General features: G+C 69.4%; 18 protein-coding genes. 5 read left to right on the forward strand and 13 right to left on the reverse strand.

Annotated features, from left to right (window positions below; translation table 11 throughout):
- Nucleotides 1-6: 6 nt before the first annotated feature.
- The 9 genes from AB1I47_RS18900 to AB1I47_RS18940 form a co-directional block, all read right to left on the reverse strand.
- Nucleotides 7-927, reverse strand: coding sequence for a type II secretion system F family protein (locus AB1I47_RS18900; protein WP_354685271.1), 921 nt, complete (start codon nt 925-927; stop codon nt 7-9).
- Nucleotides 920-2,236 (reverse strand): TadA family conjugal transfer-associated ATPase, encoded by a 1,317-nt coding sequence (locus tag AB1I47_RS18905; RefSeq protein ID WP_354685272.1) that lies wholly within the window; start codon nt 2,234-2,236, stop codon nt 920-922. Before AB1I47_RS18905 ends, AB1I47_RS18900 begins: the two co-directional genes overlap by 8 nt.
- Nucleotides 2,237-2,239: 3 nt before the next feature.
- Nucleotides 2,240-3,481: a CpaE/TadZ family protein gene (locus AB1I47_RS18910; protein WP_354685273.1), complete on the reverse strand. Its 1,242-nt coding sequence runs from the start codon at nt 3,479-3,481 to the stop codon at nt 2,240-2,242.
- Nucleotides 3,482-3,527: 46 nt separating this feature from the next.
- Nucleotides 3,528-4,937 (reverse strand): type II and III secretion system protein family protein, encoded by a 1,410-nt coding sequence (locus AB1I47_RS18915; protein WP_354685274.1) that lies wholly within the window; start codon nt 4,935-4,937, stop codon nt 3,528-3,530.
- A gap of 19 nt (nt 4,938-4,956) precedes the next feature.
- Nucleotides 4,957-5,922: a Flp pilus assembly protein CpaB gene (gene cpaB / locus AB1I47_RS18920; protein ID WP_354685275.1), complete on the reverse strand. Its 966-nt coding sequence runs from the start codon at nt 5,920-5,922 to the stop codon at nt 4,957-4,959.
- 52 nt (nt 5,923-5,974) lie between these two features.
- Complete coding sequence (locus tag AB1I47_RS18925) at nt 5,975-6,451, reverse strand: TadE/TadG family type IV pilus assembly protein (RefSeq protein WP_354685276.1); 477 nt, start codon at nt 6,449-6,451, stop codon at nt 5,975-5,977.
- Nucleotides 6,452-6,506: 55 nt separating this feature from the next.
- Nucleotides 6,507-7,073, reverse strand: coding sequence for an A24 family peptidase (locus AB1I47_RS18930; RefSeq protein ID WP_354685277.1), 567 nt, complete (start codon nt 7,071-7,073; stop codon nt 6,507-6,509).
- Between the two features lie 7 nt (nt 7,074-7,080).
- A complete protein-coding gene (locus tag AB1I47_RS18935) occupies nt 7,081-7,278 on the reverse strand; it encodes a Flp family type IVb pilin (RefSeq protein WP_354685278.1) in 198 nt (65 codons plus the stop codon).
- 371 nt (nt 7,279-7,649) lie between these two features.
- Complete coding sequence (locus AB1I47_RS18940; protein ID WP_354685301.1) at nt 7,650-8,744, reverse strand: collagen-like triple helix repeat-containing protein; 1,095 nt, start codon at nt 8,742-8,744, stop codon at nt 7,650-7,652.
- Between the two features lie 729 nt (nt 8,745-9,473).
- On the opposite strand from AB1I47_RS18940, the gene AB1I47_RS18945 reads away from it, so the two are divergent.
- Together AB1I47_RS18945 and AB1I47_RS18950 are read left to right on the forward strand one after the other, a co-directional pair.
- Entirely contained in the window at nt 9,474-10,904 is a 1,431-nt protein-coding gene (locus AB1I47_RS18945; RefSeq protein ID WP_354685279.1) for a collagen-like triple helix repeat-containing protein, read from the forward strand.
- Nucleotides 10,905-11,105: 201 nt separating this feature from the next.
- Complete coding sequence (locus AB1I47_RS18950) at nt 11,106-12,773, forward strand: ShlB/FhaC/HecB family hemolysin secretion/activation protein (protein ID WP_354685280.1); 1,668 nt, start codon at nt 11,106-11,108, stop codon at nt 12,771-12,773.
- A 211-nt stretch (nt 12,774-12,984) separates the two neighbouring features.
- Here the strand turns inward: AB1I47_RS18950 and AB1I47_RS18955 are convergent, their stop codons facing one another.
- On the reverse strand, nt 12,985-13,191 hold the full coding sequence (locus AB1I47_RS18955; protein WP_354685281.1) for a dodecin: 207 nt from the start codon (nt 13,189-13,191) through the stop codon (nt 12,985-12,987).
- A gap of 221 nt (nt 13,192-13,412) precedes the next feature.
- Here AB1I47_RS18955 and AB1I47_RS18960 point away from each other — a divergent pair, with 221 nt between their 5' ends.
- Nucleotides 13,413-14,129, forward strand: a complete 717-nt coding sequence (locus AB1I47_RS18960) for a phospholipase D family nuclease (RefSeq protein ID WP_354685282.1) — start codon at nt 13,413-13,415, stop codon at nt 14,127-14,129.
- Nucleotides 14,130-14,244: 115 nt separating this feature from the next.
- Complete coding sequence (locus tag AB1I47_RS18965; RefSeq protein ID WP_354685283.1) at nt 14,245-14,964, forward strand: dienelactone hydrolase family protein; 720 nt, start codon at nt 14,245-14,247, stop codon at nt 14,962-14,964.
- Nucleotides 14,965-15,034: 70 nt separating this feature from the next.
- On the opposite strand, the gene AB1I47_RS18970 is transcribed toward AB1I47_RS18965, so the two are convergent.
- Complete coding sequence (locus AB1I47_RS18970) at nt 15,035-15,727, reverse strand: glycine zipper 2TM domain-containing protein (protein WP_354685284.1); 693 nt, start codon at nt 15,725-15,727, stop codon at nt 15,035-15,037.
- 134 nt (nt 15,728-15,861) lie between these two features.
- Complete coding sequence (locus AB1I47_RS18975; RefSeq protein WP_354685285.1) at nt 15,862-16,320, reverse strand: MarR family winged helix-turn-helix transcriptional regulator; 459 nt, start codon at nt 16,318-16,320, stop codon at nt 15,862-15,864.
- 201 nt (nt 16,321-16,521) lie between these two features.
- Here AB1I47_RS18975 and AB1I47_RS18980 point away from each other — a divergent pair, with 201 nt between their 5' ends.
- Nucleotides 16,522-17,085 (forward strand): YggT family protein, encoded by a 564-nt coding sequence (locus AB1I47_RS18980; protein WP_354685286.1) that lies wholly within the window; start codon nt 16,522-16,524, stop codon nt 17,083-17,085.
- Between the two features lie 89 nt (nt 17,086-17,174).
- Here the strand turns inward: AB1I47_RS18980 and AB1I47_RS18985 are convergent, their stop codons facing one another.
- Nucleotides 17,175-18,167 carry a LysR family transcriptional regulator gene (locus AB1I47_RS18985; protein WP_354685287.1) on the reverse strand — a complete coding sequence of 331 codons (993 nt, stop codon included), beginning with the start codon at nt 18,165-18,167 and terminating at the stop codon, nt 17,175-17,177.
- Nucleotides 18,168-18,227 lie beyond the last annotated feature (60 nt).

Below are 18,227 nucleotides of genomic sequence, written 5' to 3' on the forward strand. Positions count from 1 at the left end.
TGCCGCTCAGATCGACTTGGCGAGCCGGTACAGCAGGAAGGCACCGGCGACTTCCAGCGCGAACGCCGTCAGCAGCATCGTCTTGCCGGTGGGGTCCTTCCACATCATCATGATGTAGCCCGCATTCAGCATGAAGAGGCCGCCCGCCACCACCAGCGGCAGCAGGCCCAGCACCCAGGCGGACAGCCGGGTCTCGGCCGACAGCGCCATCAGCTCGCGCTGCGCCTGCTCGCGGTCGCGCATGAACGTTGCGGTGCGCTCCATCACCACGTCGGCACGTCCGCCGTAGCGCACCGACAGCCGCAGCACCGAGGCCACCAGCACCAGTTCCTCCACCTTGTAGGCGCGCCCCACCTGCAGCACCGCCTGGTCCAGCTCCTTGCCGGCGCGCTGCAGGTGCACGGCCTGCACCAGGCATTGCCGCAGCGGCGCCTCGGTATTGGCGATCGAGTTCTGGAACGCGGCGGGCACGCTGCTGCCGATGGTCATCAGCCGCACCACGCCATCGAGAAAACCCGGCAGCTGCGACAGCAGCTTCTTGTGCAGCCGGCGCACGCGGTTCCACAACAGGAAGCCCGTGATCGTCAGCGACACGATACCCGCCGCCGCCGCGCCCAGCCATTGCCCCGCCAGCGCGCCGATCAGCGTGCACAGCACCGCCGGCGCGCCCCATACGATGGCGGTGCGGCGCGTCGGCACCAGGTCGGCGCGGCGCAGGAAGTCGTGCCAGCGGCGGCGCAGGTCGGGCAACTGCAGCGACGGCTCCGGCGTCTGCGCGTAGCGCAGCCGCACCTGCTCGGTCTGCGCCTGCAGGAAGGCCTGTGCCTGTTCGCGGCGCGCGCGGGCCTGCGCGCTGGCGAGCAGCAGCAGGCCCAGCCCCGTCACCACCAGGGCCAGTGCGGCGAGCAGCAGCGTGGCGCTAGACATCGAAGCGGTCATCCAGCATGAAACCCGGCGGGCGCATGCGCGCCAGCTTGGGCGAATGCGGCAGGATGCCGAGCGAAAGCCAGCGGTCGGTCTCGGTGCCGTCCGGCGCGGTGAAGGGCTCGTGGCGGTACAGCTCCTGCGTGGAGATGATGTTGTCGCCCAGCCCGGTGACCTCGGTGATCGACACGATGCGGCGCTTGCCGTTGGAGAGCCGCGCGATCTGCACGATAAAGTCGATGGCGTTGGCGATCTGCCGGCGCAGGCTCAGCTCGCTGCCCTGGAAGCCGGCAAAGCCCGCCAGCATCTCCAGCCGGTACAGGCATTCGCGCGGGCTGCTGGCGTGGATGGTGCCCATCGAGCCGTCATGGCCGGTGCTCATCGCCTGCAGCATTTCCAGCACTTCGCCGCCGCGCACTTCGCCGACGATGATGCGGTCCGGGCGCATGCGCAGGCTGTTGCGCAGCAGGTCGCGGATCGACACCACGCCGGTGCCTTCAAACCCGCCAGGACGGCTTTCCAGCCGCACCACGTGGGGGTGGTTCAGCGCCAGTTCGGCCGTGTCTTCGATGGTGATGACGCGCTCGCTGGCCGACACGAAGGTGGCCAGCGCATTGAGCAGCGAAGTCTTGCCCGAGCTGGTGCCGCCGCTCACCAGGATATTGCAGCGCGCCTGCACCGCGGCCTGCAGCAGCTCGCAGAGCTCGGGGCTCATGGTGCCGAGCGACTGCAGGTCCGCCGGCGTCATCGGGTCCTTGCGGAACTTGCGGATCGACACCACCGGACCTTCCAGCGCCAGCGGCGGGATCACCACGTTGATGCGGCCGCCGTCGGGCAGGCGCGCATCGACCATGGGATTCGATTCATCCAGCCGCCGGCCGATCGGCGCCAGGATGCGGCGCACGATGCGCAGCAGGTGGCCGCTGTCGGCAAAGCGCACCGGGATGCGTTCGAGCACGCCGTGGCGCGACACGTAGACGTCGAGGTGTCCGTTGACCAGGATGTCTTCCACGGCCGGATCGTTGAGCAAGTCTTCGATCGGCCCGAAGCCGGCCAGCTCCTTGGTCAGGGCCTCGGCAATCTGGCGCAGCTCGGCCTCGTTGATCGGGATGCGGCGCAATCGTGTAAAGCTTTCCAGCTCCAGGTCGACGAAGCGGTGGATCGCGGTACGCGACCAGCGGCCGAACTCCGCGCCCAGTTCTTCGATGCGCGTCAGCAGGTGTTCGTGCGCGGCTTCCTTGATGGTGTGGAATTCCTGCGAGACCGGGAACGGGGCCGGGGCGTTGTCGGAGAATTCGATCGGTTGCGTCATCAGTCAGCTTCCAGTCCGTGCCACGCGCACCACGCGCAGCGCTTCGGGCAGTTTGTCCTTCATCCGCGTGAGCAGGCTGGTTTCCCTGGCCACGGCCGGGCGGTAACCCAGGCGCGCCAGCAGCTCGGCCAGCGCGCGCACATAGGGGTCGTGCGGATCATCGTCGGCCAGCACCGCGCCGCGGTTCATCGCCAGCACCAGCGCCTCGCGGCTGTCGGGCAGCGTGGCCACCGACTGCACGCCGATGCGGCGCGCGACCTGCGCGGCATCGACGCCCAGGCGCGGGTCGAAGCGCGACACCAGCAGGTGCAGGTCGTCGCGCTCCACGTCGCGTGCGCGCAGCTCGTGTACGAGTTCCGCCGCCGAGACGATGGCGCCCACGCTCTGCTCGGCCACCAGCACCACGCTGTCGGCGGCCTTGACGATCTGCGCGGTGAACTCGGCATTGCCGAAGCCGCCCAGGTCGATGACCTGCATGTCGAAGAACGCGCGCAGCCGCTCCAGCAGGCTGATGGCTTCGGAGTAGGAGATATCGCGCAGCTCGCCCAGCGTCGCCGGCAGCGGCAGCACGCAGACGCCGTTGCCGTGGCGCGTCAGCGCGGTCTGCACGAAGACCTGGTCGAAGCGGCGCAGGTTGCGCACCGCCTCGACAAAATGGAAGCCGGGGCTCAGGTTCAGGTACAGCGCACCGTCGCGCGCCGGCAGCCCCAGGTCGACCAGCAGCACTTCGGCGCGCGCATCGGTGTGCTCGCGCAGCGGCAGGTGGCGGCGCGCGGCCGCGGCCAGGTTCACGGCCAGGCTGGTCACGCCCACGCCAGGGCGCGCGCCCAGCAGCGCGACGATCTTGCCCTGGCGCACCGCTTCGGCGGGGCGCACCTGTTCGCGCGGCACGGCCAGGCGCTTGACCACGGCCTCGGCGTCGGCGTGCGCGTCGTCGATATCGATAAAGTCCTTCACGCCCGCGCGCAGCGCGGCCAGCATGATGCCGGGTTCATGGCCGCGGCCCACCGCCACCAGCGGCAGGCCCGGGAACAGGCGCTGGAGCTGTTCGCCCAGCCGCGCCGACGCCCCGGCCAGATCGGCCGAGAAATGCAGGAACACCAGGCCAGGGCGCAGCTCGCCCACGCGCTCGATAAACGTCTCCTGGGCGCCGCCTTCAGTGACCAGCGTGCCCAGTCCGCCCAGGACGCCGGACAGCCAGTCCTTCACGTCGCCCTGCGTTGCGTGCAACAGGAAATAGTCCATCTCTGCGCCTCAAGGTGTTGGCCATGCCAGCCGGCATGGCCGGCGGCTACTTTGAGAAACCCGGCAAGGTCGGGTCCGCGTATTCACCCAGCACGTACCAGCCCCACACATTGGGACTGGCGTCCGTGCGCCCGTCTGCGCCGATGGCCTGCGCGGCCGGCGCGTTCCTGGCCATCGGCTTCACCAGGCGCGGCGTGACGACGATCATCAGCTCGCGGTCTTCCTGGTGGAAGTTCAGGTTCTTGAAGAAGGTGCCGATCACCGGCAGGTCGCCCAGCAGCGGCACCTTGCTCACGTTGCTGACCGTGTTGCGGCTGACCAGCCCCCCGATCACGAAGCTCTCGCCATCGCCCAGTTCCACCGTAGTGTCGGCGCGCCGCGTGACGATGGCGGGCACCACCGCACCGTTGATGGTGATACCGCGCGACGGGTCGAGATCGCTGGCCTCGGGCGCCACCTTCAGCGCGATGCGGTCGGCCGACAGCACCGTGGGCGACACCGTCAGGCCGATGCCGAACGGCTTGAACTGGATCGTGGTGGTGCCCAGCGCCTGCGGCACCGGGATCGGGATCTCGCCGCCGGCAAGGAAGCTGGCGCTCTGGCCCGACAGCGCCACCAGGCTGGGCTCGGCCAGCACGCGCGCCAGGCCGTTGGCTTCCAGCAGGCTGATATTGGCGAAGATGCCGTGCGACAGCGACGCCGCCACCAGGTTGAAGGCATTGCTCATCGGCGACGCAATATCGGCGCTGAAACTGCCCGGGGTGCCGTTGCTGCCCGGCGTGAAGGTGAACTTGTTCAGCGTGGATGGCGAGAACGTGCCGAAGGCAAAGCCCGAGTTGTTGCGGAAGAAGTTCATGCCGGCTTCCTTGAGCACGGTCTTGCTGATCTCCACCACCTTGACGTCGACCTGCACCGTGCCGCTCACCGGCACGGTGGAGCGATCCACCACCAGCCCGGGCTTGCCGTCCTTGCCGCCGGTGGCGGCGCGGGCCGCGGCCTGCGCGCGCGCGGCGGCATAGGCGTTGGGCGACTGGCCGCTGATGGTGGCGCCGGCGGCGGAGTAGCCGAGCTTCGCGCCATCCGCATCGGGCGCGATCGCATCGACCTGCACGCTGTAGGTGATCGGCTCGGCGCCGCGGGTCCACACCAGCACGTCGGTGATACCGGGCTGCTTTGCCACCACCAGCACGCTGGGGGCGCCGCCGCGCTGGCGCAGCACCAGGGCATCGGCCACTGACGGGTTGCCCACCGCGACGCGCTCGACCGGCTGCGCGGTGCGGATCTCTTTCTGCGCGCCGGCCATCAGGCGCAACTGGCGCACGCTGGCGGCTTCCTGCGCCTGCGCGCGCGGCACCAGCGCACACCATGCAGTGGTGGCCAGCATCGCGGCCAGCGCGGTCTGCATCAGCACGCGGCGCAGCGCCGGGGTATGAGATGGTTTCTTCTGGATTTGCATGCGGTTGCCGCTCACGTTCTTATTCGATGCCGCGCTTGCCCGCGCGGATCACTTCCACGCCAGCGCTTTCCCGCGCCTGCTGTCTTGGCACGGACAGCGCGGGCGGCGCGGCAACCTGCAGCGGACGCGGCGCCGGCGCTGCCACCGGCGCGCGCGGGGCACTGCCGCCCGCGGTTGCGGCCAGGCCTGACAGCAGCACGCCGGCCACGGCCTTGTCCGGCGCGCCACGCTGCGCATCGGCGGGGGCGCCGGCGCGTGCCACGAGCGCCGCGGGCGGTTCGGCAAACATGCCGTCACTGGGCATGGCTTCGTCGTGCGGATTGCGCAGCGCCAGCAGCAGGCGCCCGGACTGCTGCGCCATCGCCAGCTGGCTGACCTGCTCCAGCGGCACTGACAGCACCGCGGTCTTGGCGCCCTCCTGCCGCGCCATCATCTGTTCCGGCTTCGCCTTCTGCGGCTGGTTGACCGCGGCGACGCCGTAGGCGAGCACACGCAGCCGCGACAGCAGCATGCGCGCCTGGCTTTGCGGGATCTCCTGCTGGTCGCGCCGCAGCACCAGGAACACATCGACGTAATCGCCGGGCTGCACCTGGTTGCCGACGCCGATCACTTCATCGACAGACACCGCGACGGCGCGCTCGCCTTCGGGCACCTGCATGGCCAGGCCCGCCAACAGCTGGCCCTCCAGCACCGGCACGTTGGCGCCCAGCGCCACCAGCGGCACCTGGCCGCTGACGCGCGCCACCTCGGTGTAGGCGCCGGCGGGATCGATCGGCAGCATCTCGACCTTGAGCGCATCGGCGGCAAGCGGCTTGCCCGCTTCCACCGCGCGCGTGGTCACCACCACCGGATGCAGCGTCGCGGCGGACTTGTCGGCCGCGCGCGGCGGCGCGGGCTGGCGGCCGACCTGCCACGCCAGCAGCGCGAGCAGCAGCGCCAGGCCGAGCAGCGCGATCGCCAGGAGTCGGATCTGCTTGCTGGTCATGCGGGAATCCTTTTTGCGGACAAGGGAGCGGGATGATTCATGCGCCGCACGCTCAGATATCGGGCGAAAGCTGGACCATGGCCGAGCCCGACAGCGTGGCCGGTACGGGCACCAACGGTACGGCGGGGAGGATGCTGGCGGTGGGCAGGTTCAGCGTGACCTGCACGCATATGTCGGTGGCGGCTTCGGCGCAGGGCACTGCCTGCGCGACGGTGCTGCTGCCGAGCAGTGCGCTGATTGAGCCGGGGAGCGTGTTGCGCGCGGTGGCGGCGGCCGCGTTGACGCGCGCCGCCTGCGTGGCGACAGCGCCGGTGCCGGCAACGCCGGAGGGATAGCGCAGCGCGGCGCGCGCGCCTTCCTCGGCGGCCAGCGTCAACACCTGCTGCAACGCCAGCACCATGCCGTAATAGACGATGCCGATGACGATGGCGAGCAGCACCGGCACCACGATCGCAAACTCGACCGCGGCGCTGCCGGCGTGGTGGCTGCGCCGGTTGCCCTGCATCCTGACCCGTGCGTGCTGCAACATCTGACCCGGTCCTTTTTCTGCTGTCGCTGCGCCGGCCGGCGGCGCCGTGCCGCGCCTATTGGCCCGCGGCCATCCAGGCCAGCACGCCCACGGCCAGGTACGCGGCATACGGGATGCCGCGTGCCCTGGCAAACTGCGCCGGGGCTGCCAGTCCGTTGTGCTGTGCAGGCATTGCCTGACCCATCGTTTGAGCCATCGTTTGACCCCTCGCTTCACCCATCGATTGCGCGCGCATCGATACGCGCACGCGTGCCGCCGCGCGCTGCCAGCGCGCCGCGAGCGCACTGCCGTCCAGTGCCAGCGCCAGCAGCGCGTGCACCAGCCCGAGCAGGCTGCCGACGACCCATGCCACCACCAGTCCCTGCGGGCCGGTGAACAGCCCCGCCACCGCCAGGAACTTGACGTCGCCCGCCGCCATGCGCCCGAGGGCGTATACCGGCAGCGTGACGGCAAGACCCAGCCCCGCGCCCAGCAGGCGCGCGGCCAGCGGCGGCTCCGCGGCGTGCCCGGTCAGCAGCGCAAGCCCGAGGGCCAGCACGGCAGCCGCCAGCACGGCGTTGGGAACGCGCCGGTGAGCGAGGTCTGTGTAGAGGGTCGCCGCGCACAGGAGCGCGGCAATCACGTGGGTGTTATGGGTTCGAACCGCCAGCGGCGGGAAGCCACGCCAGGACCCGGGTGGCCAGGTTGGTGAAGCCAGTGTTGAGGTTTGTGCCGAGTGTGCTGGCCCCGACGGCCACGGCCAAGGCAACCAAACCGGCGATCAGGCCATACTCGATAGCCGTGGCGCCGCGCTCGTCCCTGATGAAGCGTGCAATAAGTCGTTTCATGATTTCACTCCCGAGTGATCGAAAAAAACCGCGATCACGCTTCCCCCGTTCGATTATCGCGGGACTCTGTGGCCCGCTCTTTTATCGACATTTCACGCTTGCTGCACTTTTTTATAAGGCACGCAATGTCTCAACCATACCCCTCCTTTAGGTGGTAGTAATGACCCGATGGGGTGAGCATGACCGTTTCAAACGCCGTGCCCACGCTTGGTCCCGCGTTGTTAAAGAACCGGCAGGCCGGCTGGAAACCGGCCTGCAGCCTGGCGCCGCGGTCGATTGCCCGCACGGCGCCAGGCGCAAGAAAAAGATGCGCTGCGACGGGGTGATGAGCATCAGCGCACCGTAAAAACCCCTATCCGGGATGAGACATTTCAGCGCAGCAGACCACCGACCAACGGCAATTGCGGCATTGGTTTGCCATCGCCGCCATCGCTTGCGCTGCCGGCATTCCTGATGCCGCCGACCAGGCCGGTCACCGGCGCCAGCACCGAGGTCAGCGGCGCCCGCGCGCCCCCGGACGCGCTCTCGCCGCCTGCCTGCGCGCCGCCCATCCCGGCCAGGGGGAGGCTATTCAGCAACCCGCCCACCGAATTGCCGGTGCCACCGCCCTGAGCGCCGCTGCCGCCGCCGTTCAGCAGCACGCCCGCGGCCGCGACAGTCTTGCCGGCTTCGGTCACCACGCCGCCCAGCGGCGCGACCACCGGCGCCTGGCTGTTACTGAGCATGCTGCCGCCGGTCGCCAGCGTATTGCCGACCTTGTAGAGCAAACCGTCGCCAGGCTCGCCCACCCGCGTGGCGGCACCCAGCGTCTGGGTGCCGTCGGTGACCTTGCTGGTCAGCGGCACGATGACCTTGCTGACCGCATCGGTGACCTGCGCCACCGGCCCTTCGGACAGCAGGCCGTGCACCTTGGCGCCACCGCCCCACACGCCGACGCCCACCTGCTTGATCGCGGTGCCCAGCGGCGAGGTCACCGGCGCCAGCGGCGAGAGCTTTTCGGTGCCGAGACCGCGCACGAGCTGGCCCGCGCTGATGACCACGTCGCCCACTTCCTGTACCACGTTGCCGGTGCTGGACACCGTCACGCCCACCGGGTTATCCACCGCACCCATCTGCCCGAGCCCGTTGCCCACACCTGCGCCGAGCGCGCCGACCGCTTCGCCGGCATTCACCAGCACCCCGCCGGCGCCGTAGCGCGCTTCGGTCGGCAGCAGCGGCAGCGGCGCGTCCTGGACGGTCTTGCCGATCTCGCTGACGGCGTTGCCGGTGGCGCTCACGGTATTGGTGGTGCCTTGCACCACCTTGCCGGTGGACGTGGGGTCCTTGGCCGCGGGCGGCGCCGGCGTAACCGGGGTATCGGAGTCGCCGCCGCTCGGGCGCGGATTGGCGCCGCTGCCGCCGCCGCTCGACGAGCAGCCGGCCAGCAAGGCGATGGCGGCCACGCAGGCCGCGGCGAATGAGCTCATGGACTTCATTGTTTTTCTCCTGTCAGCAGGCCGCGGCGCCGCCGGGCCGTCCTGTCTTGTTGTGCCGCATGGGAATGCCGGCGGGCCTCCCCGCTGCCCGCTTTGCTCCGCCGGGCAAGCCGCCCGCAAGGGCGCGGCGGCACGGTGGAGCGCGAGGTCGTCGGCGTGTCGGTGACAGGAATGGCAAGCCGCGTGCCAGCGTCCCGGCTGGCCTTGGCGCGCACCGGCCCTGACCGGTACCGCGGCGCTGCAAGCCATGTCCAGCGCGCCTTTTGGGGCGATGCGCGGGCCGCGGCGAGCCGGCAATGGCGATGCCGCGGCATCGGGCAAACGTGTTACGTGCTACGTAACGTGTTCCGTGCCGATGGGAACAAACGCGGGAACAAGTTCGGGACAAGGGCGCTTCGATCCGACGCAGCGCGGCCACGCATCGCGCTCGCATACAGCCGCCATGCGTCCGCTTTCTTGTTCCCTGCGGACGACACACGTTACGTAACGCGTAACACCACGGCACGCCTTCGATCCCGCTCTGCCAGCGTTGCCGCGGTGGCGCGAAACCTGCACTACGCAAGCCTTTGCGGGCGACGCTCCCTGCTTTCGCAGGGCATCCGCGCACGCCTGTCTGTGCGCTGGCATACCGATTGCGCCATGGAAGCGAACCGCAGCACGCAAGCAGTCGAACGCGTTGCGCGGCTGAGCGATTTGAACGACGGGATAAGGGAATCCACCATGCGCAAACAACAACTCGCAGTCACGGCACTCCTTGCAACGCTGCTGGCCCTGGGCGGCTGCGCCAGCGGCAGCGGATCGACCTCCATGGGAACCAGCGGCACGCAGGGCACCAATGGCGGCAGCAAGAACGCCGGCACCGGTGGCACGGGTGGCGTCGGTGGCGGCACCGACGTCGCCGGCGGCACGGGCGGAACTGGTGGAACCGGAGGCACCGGGGGTACCGGCGGCACCGGTGGGGACAACGGCGGCAATGACGGTGGCAACACCGGTGGTGAGACGCCCGCACGCACCCCGACCGCCGCAGTAGTCAACAACACCGGCACGGTGCTGGGCAGCGCGGGCAACGCCGTCGGCGACCTCGGCACGCAGCTTGGCAGCGCCAACCTGCCGCTGGTGCCGGCACAAACCCAGAGCGGGCTGGGGGGCGTGGTCGGCTCCACCGGCGACGCCGTGGGCGCGCTGGCCACCGGCCTGCAAGCGGGCCTGGGCAATATGCCGAATTCCACCAACCCGGTCGGCACCACGGTCGCCAGCACCGGCAACGTGGTGACCCAGGTCGGCAACGCGGTGTCCAGCGCCGGCACGGCCGTCAGCGGCCTGGGCACCGGGCAACTCGCGCCGCTGGCACCGCTGACCAGCCCGCTCGGCAGCGTGGTCGATACGCTGGGCAACACCGTCGGCAGTACCGGCCAGACGCTCACGTCGGTGCTGTCGACCGGCCCGGTCGAGCAGGTCACCACCACGGCCAGCAAGCTGATCGTGCCGCTCACCACGCAACTGACCAACGCCACGCAGACGCTGGGTGCGGCCACCGGCGTGGGCACACCCACCGCCGGCCTGCTCGCGACCGTGGGCGGCGCGCTGGCTACCGCCGGCACCAGGCTGCAGCAGACCAACGCGCCGGTGGTGTCGGGCGTCGGCGGCACCGTCAATGCCACGGGCACCACGGTGGCAGCGCTGGGTGGCGCGGTGAACGGGCCCGCCACCGGCGGTGGCCTGGGCGCGCTGGGCCCGGTGCTGGCACCGGTTACGGCGCTGGCCGGCGGCGTCACTGGCGGCAGCGGCGGTGGCAGCGGCGGAGGTTCGCCGCTGGCCCCCGTCACCAATCTGACGAGTTCCGTCACCGGCGGGCTCACCTCTGCCACCGCCAGCACCCCGCTAGCTCCCGTCACGACCGCGGTCAGCGGCGTAGTCAATGGCGTGGTTGGTGGTGTGGCTGGCGCCGCGGGTGGCGCCACCAGTGGCGGCACCACTGCCAGCCCGCTGGCACCGGTCACCAACGCCGTGGCCGGCCTGACCGGCGGCAGCACCGGCACGACTTCGGGCAGCACCTCCGGCAAGGGCGCCACCACCGGCGCCACCGGCCCCGTCGGCGGGCTGGTCGGCGGCCTGCTGGGCTGCCTCTCCGGCGCGCTCGGGCAGAAGTAAGCCCGCGTCCGGCCGCTGTCCGCGAGAGCGCGCGGACAGCGGTGCCTGCCCGACCTTGCACCCAAACCTTCGAGATTCAACGTAGCGGCCACGCGCCGATCCGGCAGCATCGGACGGCAGGCGCCCCGGGGATAGCGGCAATCCCCCCGCCGGTGGCACGCCACGTCAATAGCCGCAGTATTTCCTTACAGGGGTATTGCCATGCGTGCACGTCATCGCGTTGCCGCGCTGCTGGTCGGCGTCGGCGCGTTCCATCACGGCCTGGTCCTGGCCGATCCGCGCAGCCCGGTCCAGGGCGACCCGACCCAGACGCTGCCGAAAATCGCTCCGGCCCGGCCGGACAGCAGCGTCACCGTGCAGGTGGAGCGGCCGCAAGCGGCGATGCAGGACCTGCTCAACGCGCGCCTGACGCCGCGGCGCTTTCGCATCGAAGGGGCAAAGACCCTGCCGTTCGCCGAGGTCGCCGGGCAGTTCGCGCCGCTGGCCAACCGCGAGATCACCGTGGCCCAGCTGCTCGAAGCCGCCAACGCGGTGACGAAGATGTACAAGGACCGCGGCTACCCGCTGTCATTCGCCTTCGTGCCGGCGCAGGACTTCGCCAACGGCGATGTGCTGGTGACCGTGGTGGAAGGCTACGTCGCCAAGGTTACCGTGACCGGCAAGGCCGGCCCCGCCGAGGGCCGCCTGCGCGCGATTGCCGAAAAACTGCAGCAGGACCGTCCGCTGCGCCAGGATAGCTTCGAGCACTACGTCAACGTGCTGGCGCTGCAACCCGGCCTGCAGGTAGCCGCTACAGTGCAGCCGCCGACCACCACCGACGGCGCCTGCGAGATGGTGCTCGACGTCAAACGCAAGCCCTTCACCTTCGGCACCGGCATCGAATACATGTCGCCGGGGCTGCGCGCCATCGCCACCGCGACCACCAACAGCCTGACGCCGCTGGGCGAACAGATCTCGGTATCCGCGCTGTTCCCCAAGGGCCGTGACAACGAGGAGTACTACGCGGCCAGCTACGCGCAACCGATCGGCACCGAGGGCATGATTGCGCGGCTCAACGCCTCGCACTATCGCGGCGTGCCGCAGAACGCGACGCTCGGGGCGATCGGCTTCAACCCGCGCTATGTCAACGACACCAAGCGCATCGGCGGCGCGCTCAGCTACCCGCTGCTGCTGTCCCACGCGCATGCGCTGACCGTGACCGGCGGCTTCTACGGCGCCGAGCAGTTCGAGCGCTATACCCACACCGCCACCGGCACGCGCGTGACCCTCGGCACCAATGTGCGCGTGGCCACCGCGGAACTGACCTACGTGCAACGCGGCGAAGGCGTGACCCGCAACGCCACGCTGGGCCTGTACAAGGGCTTCGACGCGCTCGGCGCCAGCCGCCAGAACAACACCAACGAGCTGAGCTTCTTCCGCACGCGTCTGCTGCTGTCGCAATCGAAGGACCTGCCGGCGGGCTTCGGCCTGACGCTGGCCGCGGCCGGTCAGTACAGCGGCGACCGCCTGGCCTCCGGCGAGCAGATCAGCTTCGGGGGGCGGTTCTTCGGGCTGGGCTACCCCGCCGGCGAAGTGGCGGGCGACAAGGGCTGGGGGGCGTCGGCGGAAATCAGCCGGCTGTTCCAGCCCGACCTGACCTACCTGCGCACGATCCAGCCCTATGTGGCGGCCGACGTGGCGCGCGTGTACGCCAACGGCATGACGCTGGCGCACCGCAGTCTGTCGTCGGTGGCGCTCGGCGCGCGTTTCTCGGACCGGCGCTACTACACGCTGGACCTGTCGGTGGCGCAGCCGGTGGGGGACAAGCCGACCAATGCCAGCCGCCGCTCGCCCCGGATCAACATGACCTATTCATACCAGTTCGACTGAGCCGCCTGCTTGCCTGGGGCGCATCGCCGCAGACCGGCGCGCGCGGCACAGGCCCGGCAATGGCTCAGGCTGGTGCCGCAGACCGCCAATGCGCCCTTCATGGAGAAGATGCCGGCGCTGCAGCGCCTGCACGCGCATGCGCGGGAAGCCGCGCGCGCGGCGCAAGGCGCGTGCGTGCCGGGAGCAGTGCCGCGGGGTGAGCGCGCCGCGCTCAGGTCACGCGGAAGCCTATCTTCAGCGTGACCTGGAAGTGCGCGATCTTGCCGTTCTGGATATGGCCGCGCGTTTCCACCACTTCGAACCAGTCGATGTTCTTGATGGTTTCGCCGGCCTTGGCAATGGCGCTCTGGATGGCCTGGTCGGTACCATCGGGCGAAGAGCCGACGATCTCGACCAGCTTGTACGTATGGTTGGTCATGTCCCTCTCCTTGCGGGCGGGCCCGCGGGGGTTCCATCCATCATAGGCGCCGCGCACCGATAGCCCCAAGGCCCGCGCCGCGCCATGCAGCGCACGCAGATCCTGTTACACAATCCTCCTTTGCCAGTGGCGTAAGCGGCTGCTACGCTGCGGACCCGCCCCTGACAGCATGCAGCGCGCGGCGCGCGCAATGCTGTCGCTTACTGAAGCAAAGATCCGCCGTGACTGTCAGATTTATTCGCCGGGCCGTGCTGGGCCTGAGCCTGGCTGCCGCCATATCAGCCTTCACCTCGTTCAACCCGTTCAGCCACTTGCTCGCGCAAGCGCACGCCCGTTCGTCTTCGACCTTCGACCAGGTCACCGACACCATCGCCGACAGCATCAGCGATACCTTCAACGAAGCGGTTGCCAAACACTTCCCCGCGCGCCCCGGCACGCCCGCACAGCCGCCGCAGGCGCAGCCGCTGCCGAGCAAGCCGTTTGCGCAGGGCAGCGGCTACACGCTGTGCTTCGTGCCCGATGGCGCAAGCTGCCAGGCGCTGCTGGTCAATGCGATCCGCAGCACGCGCCACCGGCTGCTGATCCAGGCCTATTCGTTCACCAGCGCGCCGATCGCCGAGGCCGTGGCGCAGGCGCACAAGCGCGGCGTGGAGGTGCGCGTGATTCTGGACAAGAGCCAGCAGTCGGAGCGCTATACCAGCGCCACGTACCTGAAGCACGCCGGCGTGCCGGTGGTGATCGACAACAAGCCAGCGATCGCACACAACAAGGTGATGGTGTTCGACGACCAGGCGGTCTTCACCGGATCGTTCAACTTCACCAAGTCCGCGCAGGAGCGCAATGCGGAGAACGGCATGCTGATCCGCGGCGACGCGGCGGTGGTCAAGGCGTACACCGACAACTGGAACAAGCGTTACCGGCAGTCACGGGCATATTGACGCGCGAGAGGTCGCGCCTGCATGAAGCGGCGCCCGGTGGCACACTTGCGGCTGGCGTGCGGCGCGAGCCGCGCATCTTGTCTTCCTGTTCAGAGCCATTCCGGAGAGCCTCCCCATGACAGCCATTCCCGACAGCCAGTGGATCCGCGTTGAAAGCGCCGCAGGCAGTTTCGATGCCTACCTGAGCCTGCCGCCCGCGGGCCTAAAGCCCGGCAAGCCTGGCACGCCCGGCATCGTGCTGCTGCAGGAGATCTTCGGCGTGAACGAGCATATCCGCGCCGTGGCCGACCAGTACGCCGCGGACGGCTACGCCGTGCTGGCACCGGACGTGTTCTGGCGCCAGGCGCCGCGCATCGAGCTCGGCTATGACGGCGACGACATGGCGCGCGCGATGACGCTGCGCAAGGCGGTGGACGTGCCCGCCGCGCTCGACGATATCGCCGCCACCGTGCAGGCGCTGCGCCAGCACACCGGCGCCGGCAAGGTCGCGGCGGTGGGCTACTGCTTCGGCGGCCTGCTGGCGTACCTGAGCGCGGCGCACGGACTGGTGGATGCGGCCGTGCCGTACTACGGCGGCGGCATCCAGAACGAGCTGCAGGAGGCTGCGAATATCCGCGTGCCGGTGCAGTTCCACTACGGCGCGCTCGACGCGCATATCCCGCCCGAGGCCGTGCAAGCCGTGCGCGAGGCATTGGCCGGCAAACCCGGCGCAGAGATCCACGTCTACCCCAACGCCGACCACGGCTTCAACTGCTGGGCGCGCGCTTCCTACCACCAGCCCAGCGCCGCACTGGCGCACGGGCGCGCGCTGGCCTTTCTGGCGCAATCGCTGTAACGCCCTGCGGCGCGCACCGATACGCGCCAGGCGCTGGCACGGTTCAAGGTGCCCAAGCCAGCGCCGGCAATCAGTACGGCACCGCGACGCCGTTCTCGATCCTGACGCGATCGCCAATGCGCATCTGGTAGGCGTCGGACTGCGTCAGCGTCAGGTAGGCGTTGTCGCTGGTGCGCACGCGCACGCGGTAGGCGGGCGCGCTGGAACCGGTGCGTTTCTCGACCTCATTGCCGGCCACCGCGCCAGCAACGGCGCCGCCGATGGTGGCCACGGTATTGCCGCGGCCGCGGCCGACCTGGTGCCCGAGCAGGCCGCCGACGATGCCGCCGACCACGGCGCCCGCGCCACTGGTCGAGGGCGGCTGGCCGGGCACCACTTCAATCGCTTCGACCCAGCCGTAGCGCACGCCGTAGGCTTCGTTGCCGTAGTGGTTGCCATAGCTGCCGTCCGCGGGGTACGGCTGCTGCGGGTAGCCTTGCTGGGGGTAGCTCTGCTGTGGGTAGCCTTGCTGCGGATAACCCTGTTGCGGATAGCCCTGCTGCGCCGGATAGCCGCTGATGGTGGTGCCGTAGCCCGTGCTGCCAGCGGTGCTGTAGCCGGGATTGTTGTAGCCGGCGTTGTTGTAGCCGGCGTTGTAGCCACCGCCATAGCCACCGCCATACCCCCCGCCATAACCGGCGTCATAGCCATACGGCGTGGCACACCCGGCCAGCGCACCGGCGCCAAGCACCGCAAGCACAACCGAACGAACGGGGTAGGACATGTCTGGACTCCTGCGCGCTGCGCGTGTTTTAGGGAATGCGCGCGAGTCTAGGGCCGCCGGCGGGCAGCGGGTGTCACCGGAGCTTGTGATTGGTAACTGCCTGTAACTGCGGGCGCAGAGGGCGCCAGCCGTGCTCAGCTGCGTTCGGCGCCGTCGTCGTTGAACTGCGTGATGCGCGCCACGCGGAAGGTGCCGCGCAGCGATTCCAGCTCGGTCCGGTGCAGCATCGCCAGCCGGCTCAGGCAGCGCTCGCCCTTGGCCAGCAGGTGCACCTGCACCACGCGCCGGTCTTCGGGATTGAGCCGGCGCTTGACCAGCCCGGCGGCTTCGCAGCGGTTGACCAGCGCCACCACGCCATGCTGCTTGGCCTGCAGGCGCTCGGCCAGTTCGCCGATCGAGGCCCAGTCCTTGTCCGGGCAGCCGCGGATATGCAGCAGCAACAGGTATTGCTGCACGGTCAGCCCTTCCTCGCGCGCGGCGTCCTCGGAGAAACGCAGGAAGCGCCGTAGCTGGTAGCGGAAGTCTGAGAGCGCTTCGAAGTCTGCCTGGCTGAGCGGGGGCTGGTTCCGTGACGGGGCGGACTTGGTGGGCATGGATGGCAACAAAGCGCGGAGAAAGAAGAACCCGCCGGAATATCCGCGGGCGCTCGCAATTATAGAGTCCGCGCATGCCGTTGCAGCGCTTACCGCCCGGCAGTCCACATCGCGCCCGCGCACTTGTGCCGGGCGCCCGGCCGGCTATGGCAGAATCTGTGCGGTTGCAGACACCTTCACCCGTTACCGGAAAACGCACCGATGCTCTCGGAAATCGCTCTCTTCCTGCTGGATATCGTCTTTACCCTGTTCGGCATGGCGCTGCTGCTGCGCGTGTGGATGCAGCTCACGCGGCTGCCGACGCGCAATGCGGTGTCGCAGGGCGTGTTCCAGATCACCGACTGGCTGGTGCGGCCGCTGCGCCGGGTCATCCCGGGCGTGGGCGGCATCGACTGGGCCACGATCGTCAGCGCCTGGCTGACCGCGGTGGTGTTCCTGCTGCTGGTCGCGCTGATCAGCGGCGGCAACCTGCTGTCCGTGCTGCCGGCGGTGCTGCTCACGTCGGTGCTCTACGTGCTCAAATGGGGCATCAGCCTGGTGATGTGGGTGACGCTGCTGATGGCGATCCTGTCGTGGGTCAATCCGCATTCGCCGATCACGCCCGCCATCGACCACCTGACCGCGCCGGTGCTGCGCCCGATCCAGCGCGTGGTGCCGCGCCTGGGCGGTTTCGATATTTCGCCGCTGGTGCTGTTCGTGATCGCGCAGATCCTGTTGATGGTCATCGCGCGTCTGGGTGCCAGCGTATTCAGCATGGCGTACTGACGCCGGACCAAGGGCCACGGCGGCCGAGCTCAAACGGATTTAACCGTTCCCTTGGCCACGGCCCCGGCCGTGGCGGCCCGCCGGCGCTCTCAACCCGCCGGACGGGCCTCTTCCTCCCCAAGCCCCATCTCGGTGGCACCCGTCCCCGCATCCGTCCCCGCATCCGCATCCGTGCCCAGCTCGGGCTCGAACTCGGACACCATCATCGATTCGATCGCTTCCATGAAGGCGCGCACCTTGCGCGGCTGCAGGCGCCGGTCCGGCAGCAGCGCGAACACGCGCAGCGGCGGCAACGGATAGTCGGGCAGCACGCGCACCAGCCGCCCCTGCGCGATCTCGGCCTCGCAGTAGTTCACCGACAGCCGGGCGATGCCCAGCCCGGCCAGCGCCCCCTGCAGGCGCAGTTCGGCGTTGAAGGTCTGCATGCGCGGACGGATCGGCACCGATACGGTCTGGTCGTCGCGCGTGAATTCCCACACGGTGTCGCCAGGCGTGGTCAGTGTCGGCATATTGGCCAGGTCTTCCGGGCGCAGTTGCGCCGGCAGGCTCGCGGCCAGCGCCGGTGCGGCAAACAGGCCGCGCTCGACGTGATAGATGCGCCGCGCCACGGTGCCGGAGTCCGGCAGGTCGGCATCGACGATAACGAAGGCCACGTCATAGCCATCGCGGATCGGGTCGACCAGACCCTGCGTGATTTCCACCGCGACGTCGAGCGCCGGATGCGCGGCCAGCGTGCGGCAGATCACGCCGCCGAGCTGCTGGGCGCCGAATTCATAGGGCGTGGCAATGCGCAGCACGCCCTGCACGCGCTCCTCGCGCGCCAGCGTTTCCTGCCGGATCTCGCGCAGCCGCGCGAACAGCGGGGCAACGTCGCGGTACACCGCCTTGCCCGCATCGGTCAGGCGCATGCGGCGCGTAGTGCGCTCCAGCAGCTTGGCGCCGATGGCGGTTTCCAGCCGCGCCACCGCGGCCGAGACGCGCGACTTGGGGCAATCGAGCTGCTCCGCCGCGGCCGTGAACGTTCCCTGCTCGACGACGCAGCAGAACGCTTCCCAATCATTCCACTGAATTGTTTCGTTCACCGGACAATGTTTCCCTGACAACCTGTAGTTCGCGACTGCAGGCGCCATTATGCTTGAGCG

Origin of the sequence: Cupriavidus necator, from assembly GCF_040578825.1 — a bacterium.
Lineage (GTDB): Bacteria > Pseudomonadota > Gammaproteobacteria > Burkholderiales > Burkholderiaceae > Cupriavidus > Cupriavidus necator_E.